The organism is Methanofollis formosanus (genome assembly GCF_019633745.1).
Taxonomy (GTDB): Archaea; Halobacteriota; Methanomicrobia; order Methanomicrobiales; family Methanofollaceae; genus Methanofollis; species Methanofollis formosanus.
Window position 1 is genome coordinate 557,278 of record NZ_CP037968.1, and the last position, 11,967, is coordinate 569,244.

Below are 11,967 nucleotides of genomic sequence, written 5' to 3' on the forward strand. Positions count from 1 at the left end.
AAAATATCAGATCAGATCTGGATCGATTCTTGACCCCCATCCTTGCGTTCGAGAAGTGAATCGAAGTCGAACATCATGCCGCCCCCCGGTCCCCCCGCGCGATTCGATAGGCGGTGGACGGCAGTACGCTCTTCATGGCGATTGATTGTGCCTTCCCGCCCCTATCTTCATCCCGGGGGTCCGGGCGGCAACCGCCCCCGGCATGGTGGTGTGGGAAGGCATGATGATCAGACGTGCCGCCCCATACCGTAGAATCTTTCCTGGAATATCACACCGGGGGTTGCACCCCCGGACCCCCCGGACAGAGGATAGGCGGGGGCGGCAGATGAGTGGTGTTCCCCCCATGGTATCCTGCTCTGAAGGGGGAGCACGGATCCAGACACCCTGGAGACCAACGATCACTACAGGTCCGACATTTGAGGCATGACTCGACAGCAGTCTTCCCGGCCCCCATCGTCATCCCCCACCCTCACCAAAGGCGAAGAGGTGCCGGCCCTCTCTTGCGCACGGGAGAAGAACGACGCAGGGAAGAACCGGGGGCGACGACGGTCGGTATCCCCCCATCACCCAACAAAACAGAACACACCCACAGGGGTGCAGTCACAAACTCCGCCCTTCAGGACGGGGGAGTTGACTTCCTTTTTTCTCGATCCAGCGGTTGATCAGAGACTGGACATAGACCCCGACGAAGGCGAGGAAAAGCCCCGCGACCATCGAATAGACGGCATACTCCACCCCTGCGATCTCCTCGAATGGGAAATCCTCGATCATCGAGATGGAGAGCATGTAAATGCTGATCCCATAGATGATGATCCCGATCGCCCCGATGAAGAAGGGGAGGACGATCACCTTGCCGAGGTCGACGATCTCGTGAAGATAGACATCGATGATCTTGCCGATCGAAGCGGTGAGTCCCGCGACGGTGAACCACCCGATCGCCCCGAAGGCGAAGGTCAGGATGTGGAGGAGGAAACCCTCCTCGGTATAGTAGGCAAGGAGACTGTTGAGGCCGATGATGATCCCGACGATGATGAACAGGATCGCTGCGATATAGGAGACGAAGGTGATCCGTCCTCTATGCAACGCCGTCTGGAGCGAGTTGATGCTGTAACTGAAGAACTCGTCCATCCCGAGCCCTTTGAAGAGCAGATACAGGCCAAGGGCCCCGACCACGATGATCGTCGCCCCTTCAGGGCGGCCGATCAGGTATGCCGTTGCATAGATGAGCATCGCAAGGCCCAGGGGTATGAGGACCATCCTGGCGATCTTGGGATCGTCGAGGAGTTTTTTGATGATATAGTAGGTCCCCTCGAGGTTGGGCATCTGGGTAACGATCACCCGCTGCACCCCGCTCACCACCATCCTCGACTGGACGATCGGGAGGACGTACTCATCCTCCGCACCGTCGGAGATGAGGATACAGGACTCCGCACCGGTCGAATCGACGACTCCCATCAGGTCCGCGGCGATCTTGCGGTCGCCCTCGAGCATCTGCATGTGGTCGCCGGCGAGGAGGGCGACCTCGACCGCCTCGCCCTTCTCGACCAGGGCGTCATAGGTCTTGACCGCCTGGAAAATGGCATTGACATCAGAGTCTTCGGGGTCTGCAAGGCCCAGCGCCTCCGCAGCCTTCAGACATGCCTCCCTCCCGACCACCGGGCTCCTGACGTTGGCCTTGAACCCAAGGTCGTCGTCCCGATCGACGCAGAGGATGAGTGTCGTGCCGTCAGCCATTGAGAAGGTACGTTGTTTTCAAAGTAATAAATGGTTGCGAAGAGACAGAAAAAAGGGTATTAAATAAGTTTGGAACGCTGCAGGAGAAGAATGTCCTCGGTGGTAAGCTTCTCGCCGCCCTTGAAGAGCTCGAAGATCCGCTCTGCTTCCTGGCGGACCTGCCGCTGCTCCTTGGTGACCTTCGACTTCTTCTTCTTGTTGTGCAGGCCGGAGATGACCTTGTCGTAGTCACGGAGTTCCTTCTGGCAGGCGATGAAGGCCTGGTGTTCCTCGTCGGCAGACTCCTGGGCCTCGACAAAGGCCTTGTGCTCGGCGTCGGCGCTCTCGCGGGACTGGTCGGCCTTGCGGTAGAACTCAACCATCTGGTCGTGGTGGTTCTGGGCGAGTTCGGCGACTTCGGTCACCCTGTCGTGGATGTCGGACGCCTCTTTGCGCAGGTCGCGGGCAGACTGGAGCTTGGTCTTGAGGTCCTTGTTCTGCTCAAGTTCGTCTTCCTGCTCCTTGATGGCGGCCTTCATCTGCTTGATCTTGTCGATCAGTTCCCGCTCTTTGTCGGTGGAGAAGACCTCGGTCTGCTGCCGAAACTCCATCGACTCGATCTGGCGCTGGAGTTCCTTGACGCTTGAGTTGCGCTTGAAGGAGGAGTGTTCCTTCTTGAAAGACTCGATCTCGCCAAAGTACTCGTTCGCCTGGGCGTTGAGCTCGTTCCTCTGAACCTTCAGCTCCTTGACCTCGGTGTTGTATTTGTCACGGAGCTCCTTGTTCTTCTGGGCTTCCTCCACGAACTCGCGGGTCTGGCCGTTGAGTTTATTTCGCTCCTTGGCGTGGGAACTGGCGAGGGCGTTCAGTTCGTTCCGCCGGTTTTTGTGCTGTTCAGACTCGGAAAGAGCTTTCTTTCTTTTTTCGATCAGTTCATCCAACATGCTTTACCAATCCTCAAATCTCGGTACCAGTTGTATAGAGCCACCGGGTCTGGTGATGCGCGGGCGGTGCCCGCAGGAACGTGAGGTGAAACAAAAGAAATGATACAACAAAAGATGCCATACGGAACAGAGACAGTTCTCTGTGTCCTGTGCTCACAACGCTGTACATTGATGTTCAACTCCGATACCCTCTGGTGCATACGGCATGTTCATCTGCCTGTTGCACCGTGGCGATCCGCGGTGGGATATACCAGGATTTCTAATAATTAACGTCATCGTCACTATTAAGCATTTCGTTTGGGGCGTGCGGGCGGAACGCGGTATCGGGAGTGCCGAAAAAAGAGGGGGTTGCAGGGTTATGCCGATCAGAGGAAGTCGATCAGGTGCCCGCTGGTCTTGTCCTGTGCAAAGGTCCGCTGCGGGGCCGCCTGCTGTCTCGCACGCGGGGCCGGTTCGCGGGAGGCCTGGAACCCGGCATGGGCGCCGCCGAGGATCTGCGCGCTCTTGACGCCAGTCATGATAGCCATGACCCTGACCTTGCCCTCATAGTCATTGTTCACCCGTGCGCCCCAGATGACGTCGGCATGGGAGTCGAGTTCATAGGTGAGAGAACTGGCGATCTCCTCGGCGTCCTGGAGGGTGAGATCGCTACCGCCGGTGATGTGGATGAGGCTGCCGGTGGCACCCCGGTAGTCGATGTCAAGGAGCGGATGGGAGAGACACTCGTGGACGACGCTCTCGGCCTTGTTCTGCTGCTTGCTCTCACCGACGAGCATGCAGGCGACGCCACCCTTGCTCATGATCGCCCGGACGTCCGCGTAGTCGATATTGATGAGTGAAGGCTGGGTGATCGTCTCTGAGATCCCTTTCACCGTCTCGGCGATGAGCTGGTCCATCACCGAGAAGGCCTGACCAAGGGGGAGATTGGGCACATATTTGATAAGCCGGTTGTTGTCGAGGACGATGACCGAGTCGGCGTTGTTGGCGAGTTGCTGGAGACCTTCCTCCGCGCGCAGCAGTCTGGCCTTCTCCACCTGGAAGGGGTAACTGACCATGCCGACGACGATCGCGCCCTGTTCTTTTGCGATCTGGGCCACGACCGGAGCCACGCCGGTACCGGTACCGCCGCCCATACCGGCCGTGATGAAACAGAGGTCTGCGGTTGCAAGGAGTTTCTCCAGGGTCGGGCGCGCCATCTCCGCTGCCCGCCGGCCGACGTCGGGGAACCCGCCTGCGCCGAGGCCCTTGGTGAGAGATTTACCGATGAGGACACGCTTGTCGGCCTGAATCATGTCCAGGTGCTGCTTATCGGTATTGACGGCGATCGTCTCCGCCCCGTTGACCTGCATGTGGTAGAGCCGGTTGATCGTATTGTTGCCGGCGCCGCCGCAGCCGACGATGACGATCCTGGGCTGGCCGAGGAAATCGTCCTCATCACCGATAATGCCTTCATTATATCGAGTTTGTTCCATTTCGGCATTCTTCAATGCCTCGTTGATGATGGTCTGCATCAAAATCCTCCTAAACCTTCACTGACACCTGGTCGCTCTCCCGCAACGCCCGGTCACCACGCTTCTCGACAAGGTCCCGTACCGCGTGCCGTACCGCCTCGGACACCGTGGGAAACTCACCGCTATCGACAAGCCGCTGAAGCATTTCGACCTGCTGTTTCGGAAGTCTGATCGTGATCCGCTCCATCTTCTTCCTCAGGGGAGATCTGACATTTGGCAGACAAAGGTATGCCAATTGTCAGACAGAAAGATGCTATCTGTCTGATCGCTGCACCAGTTGATTGAGTTAACAATAGCATGGTATAAAAATATTTTGAATTGTTTTTTTCGCAAGGAGTATTCTTATATGGCATGGAATGCCAAATCTGCGTGAAAACGTGTCGATATGACCTCGCATATACCAGACAAGATGGTCCACGGCGGGACGGTGCGGTGGTATACGAAGCATTCAGAGATAGATCTCCTTGATTTCAGTGCGAGTATCAATCCCTTCCCTCCCATCGCCACGGTCACCCCTCCGGATGAGGACGCGATCACCTCCTATCCCGACGATCGGTATGAGGAACTGAAGGAAGCCATCGCCATACACTTCAGGAGATCGCCAGAGGAGGTCACCCTGGGCAACGGTTCGGTCGAGGTGATCCGCACCTTCTGTGCCGCCACCCTCGGTCCGGGCATGCGCGCCGCCATCATCCCCCCGACCTTCGGGGAGTACGAGATGGGAGTGCACCTTGCCGGGGGGGCGGTCACCACCGATCCCGGCGACGCCGCGGTCAGGTTCCTCTGCAACCCCAACAACCCGGACGGTACGCTCACCAGCCGCGACGCGGTGCTCGCCCTCCTCGACGACCTCCCCGACGGCCAGCGGCTCTTTGTCGACGAGGCCTTCATCGAACTCGCCGATCCGACTGAGAGCGTCTCCGATATACGCCACCCGGCGCTCTTTGTTTCCAGGTCGATCACCAAGTCCTTCGCCGTCCCCGGCCTGCGCTTCGGCTTCGGCCTCGGCGACCCCGACCTCGTCGCCGACCTCGAGGCCCGCCGCCTCCCCTGGACGGTCAATGCCTGGGCCGAGGCCTTCGCGCTCCGTGCCCTCCGCCATATTGACGACCTCGCCGAGTCCAGGCGGTTGATCCGGGAAGAGCGGGCGCGGCTCATCCATGAACTCCGGGCCCTCGGCCTCGCTCCGTATCCCTCAGCGGCCAACTACCTCCTGATCCCTCTCCCCTGCCCGGCCCCGGTGCTGGCCGCGGCCATGATAATACAGGGCATCCTGGTGCGGGACTGCACCTCCTTCGGTCTTCCCGATGCGATCCGGGTGGCGGTGCGGCGACGGGACGAGAACAGGAAACTCGTGGAGGCCCTCGCCGGATGCTTGCCCTGATCCTGGCCGGCGGCCGGGGTTCCAGGCTCAACATGGGCGAGAAGCCGCTGGTGACCATCTGCGGCCGACCGATGATCGAGTACGTCCTCGATGCCTTCGCCCTGGCCGGGTGCGAGACGATGGTCGTCGCCTCCCCGCAGACGCCGTACACCAGAAACTGGTGCCGGGCCCACGGGATCGCGCTCTACTCGGCAGGCGCCCGCGGGTATGTCGCGGACATCGTCGAGGCCGTCACCGAACTCGGCGAAGAGGGGCCGGTCGTCACCTCGGTCTCTGACATCCCCTGCATCACCCCCGACCTCGTGGCCCGCGTGCAGGAGACCTACCTGGAGGCAGGCACCCCGGCCCTCTCCACCTGGGTGCCGGCGGCACGCTGTACCGGTTCGGCGCTGCGGCTCTCGTATCAGGAATGCATCGACGGCGTCGCCACCTGCCCGGCAGGCGTGAACATCCTCCTCGGTGCCAGGATCGCGGAGGAGCAGGAGGAATATCGCCTGCTCGTCGACGACCCGGCCCTCGGACTCAACGTCAACACGCGCGCCGATCTCGCCCTCGCGGCGCGCCGGCTCTGCCCGGACGCCACAGGCGTATCCTGGAGTTCCGGGCACGAATCCTGAATTTTATCCTTCAGAAACCATATTAACCTGCACAGTCGAAATCTGTCTATGCAAGCTTCCCGGGAGATAGAACTGGAAGGGCATATCATCGACTCGGGCGTCATGACGATGGTCATGGACCGGGTCATGGATATGGGCGGGGATTTTGAGACCCTCGTCTTCGATATCGGGAAGAAAAAGACCGACACCAGTTATGCACGCCTCCGGGTGAGTGCCCGGGACGAGGGCCAGCTCGAGGCGATCCTCAGCGAACTCTTCAGGCTCGGGGCCCACCTCCCGGTCTCCACCGACGCCAGGCTCGTCCCGGCGGAGGGCGACCGGATCGTTCCCAAGGGTTTCTACTCGACGACCAACCACCCGACCTGGATCAAGTTCAGGAACGAGTGGATCCCGGTCGAAGACCTGGAGATGGACTGCCTCCTGGTCGTCGACCCCGAAGAGAAGCGGGCCTTCTGCACCCCCCTCTCCAAGCTCAAAAAGGGCGACTGCGTCGTCGTCGGCGACGACGGCGTCAAGGTCGAGTTTCCCCAGCGGCCGCGCGAAGGGAGCACGTTCGAGTTCATGCACGGGACCGTCTCGTCCGAACGCCCCTCGGAAACGCTTATCGAGAAGATCGCCAGCGAGATCCTGGAGATCAAGCGCGAGAACGGCAAGATCGTCCTGGTCGGCGGCCCGGCGATCATCCATGCCGGCGGCGGGGCGGCCCTGGCCGGGATCATCCGCGACGGCTACATCGACACGCTCTTCGCGGGCAACGCCCTGGCCACCCACGACATTGAGTTCAACCTCTTCGGGACGTCCCTGGGGATGAACATCAAGACGGCGAAACTCGTCACCGGCGGGCACAAACACCACATCTATGCCATCTCCGAGGTGATGCGGGCGGGTTCGATCAAGGACGCCGTCGAGCAGGGCGTCATCACCGGCGGCGTGATGTACGAGTGCGTGAAGCGGGACGTCCCCTTCGTCCTCGCGGGTTCGATCCGGGACGACGGGCCCCTGCCCGACGTCATCACCGACGTGATGGTGGCCCAGGACCGGATGCGCGAGCACCTCCGCGGGGCAAAGATGGTGTTGATGGTCTCGACGCTCCTCCACTCGGTGGCGGTCGGCAACTGCCTGCCTTCCCAGGTGAAGACGATCTGCGTGGACATCAACCCGGCCTCGGTGACCAAACTGATGGACCGCGGCACCTCGCAGGCGATCGGGGTCGTCTCGGACGCGGGCACCTTCTTCCCGATGCTCGCGAGAAAACTGGAAGAACTCTCAGAAAAAGTCAGCGAGTAAGGGGCATGCACCAGGGGCGTTCGTGCTCCATGACATACTCCCACTCTTTTTTGCACCCGCACTCCACCTCGTCGAGGAGGGCGCGGACCAGTTCCACGTCGCCGGTGAGGGCGAAGTCGTTGATCCCCTGCACGAGTTCGCGGTCGCAGGTCCCGCAGTTGTGCGGCCCCCGCGTCGCACCGCCGCCGACAGGATCGCAGAAGACCGGGACGTCGCCGGATATGTCCGCGAGCACCTCGAGGATGGACCAGAGGTACGGTGGACGGTAGGTGCGTTCCTTCCAGGCCTTCTCCAGTTCGGTGCCCCGCTGGACGGTGCAGGCATTCATCGAGATCATCCCGCAGTACGGGGTCACCTCCCGGATCGATTTCTTCATGTCCTCGACCGCTTCCTTCTCGGTGAGGAACATCGGTTTGAGGAGGAGATAACCCTTCACCCCGGCCCCGGCCGCCTGTGCACGCCTCGAGGCGGCGATGAAGTCGGCGAAGGTGAAGCCCTTCCTGATCGACTTCTCCCTGATCGCGTCGTCGGTCGTCTCCAGGCCGACGGCGATATGGAGCGGGGTCTCATAGGCCCCGGTGTCGAGGGCGGCGACCATCGCTGCCGTGCCCTCTTCCTCGACGTACTCGGGACGGGTCTCGACGACGACGACTTTGCCGGCAAAGGCCCGGCAGACGTCCTCCCTGAAGGCCGGAGGCACCTCGACGGGGTCGAGGAAACTCCCTGAGGTGAAGATCTTCACCATCTGCACGCTCGCGAGGTCGAAGTGCTCCTCCACCCAGGCGAGTTGCCCGCGCATCTGCGCGAGGATCTCCTCCGGGGATGCTCCAAAATAGCCTTCGAACCGGTATCCGCACATCAGACACCGGCGATACGAGCATCCGCCACTCTTGAAGATGACGGTGAGTGAATCGAGAACCGAACCCTCATATCGGTCCTTTCCCTTCCACGCCGCCAGGGGTTTAATCGGCTCCATAGATACCATTAACACTTCATTCGTTGATCTTTTACCTATGAAAAGGGTTGTTCTCCCCCTTATCGGTCTGCTCTGTCTCCTCCTTCTTACGGGATCGGCATCAGCAGCGTTCATAAAGATCGAGGCCCCCCCCTCGGTCAATGCAGGCCAGCCTCTCGAGGTTACCGGCACAACGACGTCCGTCAACCCTGGCTACACCTTCGATGTCGTCCTCTATAACACCGGCGGCAGCAAGTCGGAACTCGACCGCAAGCAGGTGATCGTCCAGGAGGACGGAAACTTCACGATCGACTTCGAGACCGACGACCTGAAGAGCGGGACGTACTCGGTCGAAGTCACGCCGAAGGGCGAGAATATCTTCGGCGGGAGTTCGAAGATGATCAAGATCTTCAATGTGGTGAACCGCAACGACGACCTCACCGTTACCTCACCGTCCTCTCAGGAGTTCGACGGCACCCTCACCGTCGCCGGGAAGATCAAGAACTATGCCGACGGCGGTGTCCGCCTGACGGTCACGGGTTCGGGCAAGAAAACGGTCTATGGTCCCACCTGGATCACCACCAGACAGGGTGCGTTCTCCGAAGAGGTGCCGATCACCTCGGGCGGGCGCTATGTGGTCGAGGTGATGGACAACACCAGTTACATCTGGAAGACCGACTTTACGGTGACCGGCGGGATCGTCACCAGCACGCCCACGCCTCGCCCCTCGGACGAGCAGCCTGCGGGCGCGGTCTACTCGGCCGCCGCTCCGGCCTCCCGCGAGGCCCCGGCCTACTTTGCCGTCGAGACGAGAGGCGGCGAGGTGACCATCGCCACCTCCTCGGGCATCGACTGGGTGCTGGAGTACATCGACACGGACGGCACAAAGACGATGGTCAACGAGCGGGGCGCCTCGGCCCCTGAGTCGGTCACCTTCGACGCCGACGCCGGCACGGTCTACGTGAAGGTCACTCCGCAGCTCTACACCGACGAGGGCACGGTGACCGTCACCGCCGAGAACGTCCGCTCGGTCGCGGCCGACCTCTCGGTCGCCGGGAAGTTCGGCGACGCCGTCCCCGAGCCGACGACCCAGAGCCCCCTCCCGCTCTGGCCGGTCTGTGCAGCACTGGCGCTGGGCGCCGTCCTCTTCTTCAGGCGGGCGTGAGCGCCTTTCGGCGCATATCTTTTTTATGCGCGGCCTGCCAATATGGTATGGCAAGCCGGGATAGTCTAGTCCGGTAAGGCGACGGCCTTGAAAGCCGTTGGTGTCCGCACCTCGGGAGTTCAAATCTCCCTCCCGGCGCTTTTGAAATTGGGTCAAATCTCTCCTATAAATCATTATATCCGCTCTGTTGAATTTTTCATGAGGCGAGCGCCCGCCTCAAGCATACGGGATGAAAATTTCTCGTTGCTTGATCGCTCTTTTTCAAGAGAGGAGAATCGGCGGGGATCGTGTTCCATGGCCGCCCCCACCTATCTTCGTCGTGGGGGGTCCGGGGGTTCCCCCCGGCGCGAGATGGCAGGGAAATCTCGTCGATGGGGGCGGCCGATCCATTAGAAGAATTTTCTATCCTCTGCGTATCGGCTTCAACGTGATATGACGAGTTCAAACTCTCATGAAAACCTGAAGAGAGGATCGTCTGGATCATTTTCATGGTAAATCATCGTGATGATTCTCTTCAACGGGGGGCTCGCCGCCCCCCGAACTCCCCGCGTGAGCGATAGGCGGAGGACTGCAACCCCCCTTTCATGGTCACTTCTCCGCCTTCCGCCCCAATCTTCATCATGGGAGTCCGGGGGCGGAGCCTCCCGCGTGAACAGGAGGGAAGGCGATGGATTCAGTTCACAGGGGGGGGGGTTGAGGTGATGAAAAGAGGATGTTTTCTACAGAGCCCATATTTCAGGTCTCCGGGGTATGAGAGGATCCTTGATCCTTCCCCTCGTGACAGGGAAATGGCCAGAGATCTCCTGACCTGCCGCCCCCCGGCTATCTTCGCCCGTGGGGGTCCGGGGGCACGGCCCCCGGTGCGAGACAGCAGGACAGTTTCTGCAATTGAGGACAGCACGTAGGATCATTCCATCACGCCTTCCCACACCACCGCGCCGGGGGCGCTGCCCCCGGACCCCCGGGATTGCGATTGGAGCGGGAAGGCAGAGCAATGATTGTGAAGACAGGATGCGATCCCCCGCCAATCTTCATCGGCGGGGGGTCCGGGGGGCGGCCAGCCCCCCGGCACTCACACTCCAGAAAAGCAATGGTACCGGATCGAAAAACGTTTTTGATCGAGGGGATGGTTCAAGCCGTGAATACTTCCGGGGAAGTCTCTCCCGGGTAAAAATGAGATCTTTCCGGCCCTGTAGAATTGGGCATGAGCCCTGGGCTCAAGCATACGGGATGAAAATTTCTTGTCACTTGCTCTCTCTCTCTTTTCAAGACAGGAGAACTGGTTGATACCTCGCTCCATCGCCGCCCCCACCTATCTTCGTCGTGGGGGGTCCGGGGGTTCCCCCCGGCGCGAGATGGCAGGGAAATCTCGACGATTGGGGGCGGCCGATCCATCAGAGGATTTTTCTATCCCCCGTGTTTGGGCTTCAACGGGATATGGCGAGTGCAAACTCCCATGCAAGCCCGAAGAAAGGATCGTCAGGATCATTTTCATGGTAAAACCTCCTTTTTTCATCACCACAACCCCCTGTGACCTTCATCCATCGCCTTCCCTCCTGTTCACGCCGGGGGCTCCGCCCCCGGACCCCTGGGATTGCGATTGGGGTGGGAAGGCGAAGAGATGACCACAGAGAGGGGGGTGCAGTCCCCCTCCCTATCGTGGTGCGGGGGGACCGGGGGGCGGCAAGCCCCCCGTCAAAGAGAACCATCAAGATGATTTCTACAAAGCCATCTTTCCCCCCTTGCTAACCAGGATGAAATCAATCCCGCGGCTTCTTTGCAATCTTCATGATGAGTGTATGGTCCTCTTCCGTGATCGCCCGCATCGCCTGCCCCTTGATGTGCTCTGACCACCGCTTTTTGTCGGTGATGAATTTCAGGCGAGGGATCAGGGGCGTGAACTCCACGGGCGGGTCGAAGATCGCGATCGTCTTCAGTCTGACCCGAAGTGGAAATACCTCGTTCCCGAGTTTCCTGGGGGCGGTGAAGATCGGGTCGGTGTCCTCATAGACAACGGAGACGATCTCGAAGCACCCGATGATCGCAGGTGGCAGGGTGACGTCCTTATCGACCGCTTCGTGTCCGACATGGAGGAGGAGCGTGTCGCCGGGTCTGATCCTGTTGATCTGGCTGATGTCCCTCTTCGGGACGCCCCAGATCTCCTTTTTTATCACGACGTCTGCATTCTCACGGGTGGAGGTGGCGAGCCAGCGGATCATGGAGTGCAGTATAGTTCGTGTTTGGAAAAAGGTATCGAAGGGTCTTCTGGAACAGGAATGTGATCCCGTCCTCTGCCGATCCGTCACGCAGAGGCAAGGGCGTGTTCAGCCCCTGATGTTCAATCCAGAAGAGGAATTCAACAAAGCCAGAAACGAGTAAACAGAGGGAACA

Annotated in this window: 10 protein-coding genes and 1 tRNA gene; 5 read left to right on the top strand and 6 right to left on the bottom strand. The window is 60.3% G+C overall.

Annotated elements, in window-relative coordinates; translation table 11 throughout:
* Positions 1-600: 600 nt before the first annotated feature.
* The 4 genes from E2N92_RS02465 to E2N92_RS02480 form a co-directional block, all read right to left on the bottom strand.
* Positions 601-1,734 (bottom strand): DUF373 family protein, encoded by a 1,134-nt coding sequence (locus E2N92_RS02465; RefSeq protein WP_220682123.1) that lies wholly within the window; start codon positions 1,732-1,734, stop codon positions 601-603.
* Between the two features lie 59 nt (positions 1,735-1,793).
* Positions 1,794-2,657, bottom strand: a complete 864-nt coding sequence (locus E2N92_RS02470; RefSeq protein ID WP_220682124.1) for a coiled-coil protein — start codon at positions 2,655-2,657, stop codon at positions 1,794-1,796.
* Positions 2,658-3,022: 365 nt separating this feature from the next.
* Positions 3,023-4,168 (bottom strand): cell division protein FtsZ, encoded by a 1,146-nt coding sequence (gene ftsZ / locus E2N92_RS02475; protein ID WP_220682125.1) that lies wholly within the window; start codon positions 4,166-4,168, stop codon positions 3,023-3,025.
* Between the two features lie 10 nt (positions 4,169-4,178).
* A complete protein-coding gene (locus E2N92_RS02480) occupies positions 4,179-4,355 on the bottom strand; it encodes a ribbon-helix-helix domain-containing protein (protein ID WP_220682126.1) in 177 nt (58 codons plus the stop codon).
* Positions 4,356-4,553: 198 nt separating this feature from the next.
* Between E2N92_RS02480 and E2N92_RS02485 the strand changes: the two genes are divergently transcribed.
* The 3 genes from E2N92_RS02485 to E2N92_RS02495 are packed head-to-tail and all read left to right on the top strand — an operon-like array spanning position 4,554 to position 7,456.
* A complete protein-coding gene (locus E2N92_RS02485) occupies positions 4,554-5,552 on the top strand; it encodes a pyridoxal phosphate-dependent aminotransferase (protein ID WP_220682127.1) in 999 nt (332 codons plus the stop codon).
* Positions 5,540-6,169 carry an NTP transferase domain-containing protein gene (locus tag E2N92_RS02490; protein ID WP_220682128.1) on the top strand — a complete coding sequence of 210 codons (630 nt, stop codon included), beginning with the start codon at positions 5,540-5,542 and terminating at the stop codon, positions 6,167-6,169. The genes E2N92_RS02485 and E2N92_RS02490 overlap by 13 nt, the downstream gene beginning before the upstream one ends.
* A gap of 48 nt (positions 6,170-6,217) precedes the next feature.
* Positions 6,218-7,456: an ornithine cyclodeaminase, nickel-pincer nucleotide-dependent gene (locus E2N92_RS02495; protein ID WP_220682129.1), complete on the top strand. Its 1,239-nt coding sequence runs from the start codon at positions 6,218-6,220 to the stop codon at positions 7,454-7,456.
* On the opposite strand, the gene E2N92_RS02500 is transcribed toward E2N92_RS02495, so the two are convergent.
* The gene (locus tag E2N92_RS02500) at positions 7,446-8,432 is read right to left on the bottom strand and encodes an archaeosine biosynthesis radical SAM protein RaSEA (RefSeq protein ID WP_343222854.1); all 987 of its coding nucleotides are present in this window, start codon (positions 8,430-8,432) and stop codon (positions 7,446-7,448) included. The genes E2N92_RS02495 and E2N92_RS02500 overlap by 11 nt on opposite strands.
* 37 nt (positions 8,433-8,469) lie before the next feature.
* Here E2N92_RS02500 and E2N92_RS02505 point away from each other — a divergent pair, with 37 nt between their 5' ends.
* Positions 8,470-9,576: a hypothetical protein gene (locus E2N92_RS02505; protein ID WP_220682131.1), complete on the top strand. Its 1,107-nt coding sequence runs from the start codon at positions 8,470-8,472 to the stop codon at positions 9,574-9,576.
* Between the two features lie 54 nt (positions 9,577-9,630).
* A tRNA-Ser gene (locus tag E2N92_RS02510) sits at positions 9,631-9,714 on the top strand.
* 1,622 nt (positions 9,715-11,336) lie between these two features.
* Here the strand turns inward: E2N92_RS02510 and E2N92_RS02515 are convergent.
* Positions 11,337-11,795, bottom strand: coding sequence for an EVE domain-containing protein (locus tag E2N92_RS02515; RefSeq protein WP_220682132.1), 459 nt, complete (start codon positions 11,793-11,795; stop codon positions 11,337-11,339).
* Positions 11,796-11,967: the final 172 nt, after the last annotated feature.

Coding starts and splice junctions, on each gene's coding strand:
- E2N92_RS02480 (WP_220682126.1), bottom strand. CDS start 4,355: ATGGAGCGGATCACGATCAGACTTCCGAAACAGCAGGTCGAAATGCTT.
- E2N92_RS02490 (WP_220682128.1), top strand. CDS start 5,540: ATGCTTGCCCTGATCCTGGCCGGCGGCCGGGGTTCCAGGCTCAACATG.
- E2N92_RS02515 (WP_220682132.1), bottom strand. CDS start 11,795: ATGATCCGCTGGCTCGCCACCTCCACCCGTGAGAATGCAGACGTCGTG.
- E2N92_RS02485 (WP_220682127.1), top strand. CDS start 4,554: ATGACCTCGCATATACCAGACAAGATGGTCCACGGCGGGACGGTGCGG.
- E2N92_RS02470 (WP_220682124.1), bottom strand. CDS start 2,657: ATGTTGGATGAACTGATCGAAAAAAGAAAGAAAGCTCTTTCCGAGTCT.
- E2N92_RS02505 (WP_220682131.1), top strand. CDS start 8,470: ATGAAAAGGGTTGTTCTCCCCCTTATCGGTCTGCTCTGTCTCCTCCTT.
- ftsZ (WP_220682125.1), bottom strand. CDS start 4,168: ATGCAGACCATCATCAACGAGGCATTGAAGAATGCCGAAATGGAACAA.
- E2N92_RS02465 (WP_220682123.1), bottom strand. CDS start 1,734: ATGGCTGACGGCACGACACTCATCCTCTGCGTCGATCGGGACGACGAC.
- E2N92_RS02500 (WP_343222854.1), bottom strand. CDS start 8,432: ATGGAGCCGATTAAACCCCTGGCGGCGTGGAAGGGAAAGGACCGATAT.
- E2N92_RS02495 (WP_220682129.1), top strand. CDS start 6,218: ATGCAAGCTTCCCGGGAGATAGAACTGGAAGGGCATATCATCGACTCG.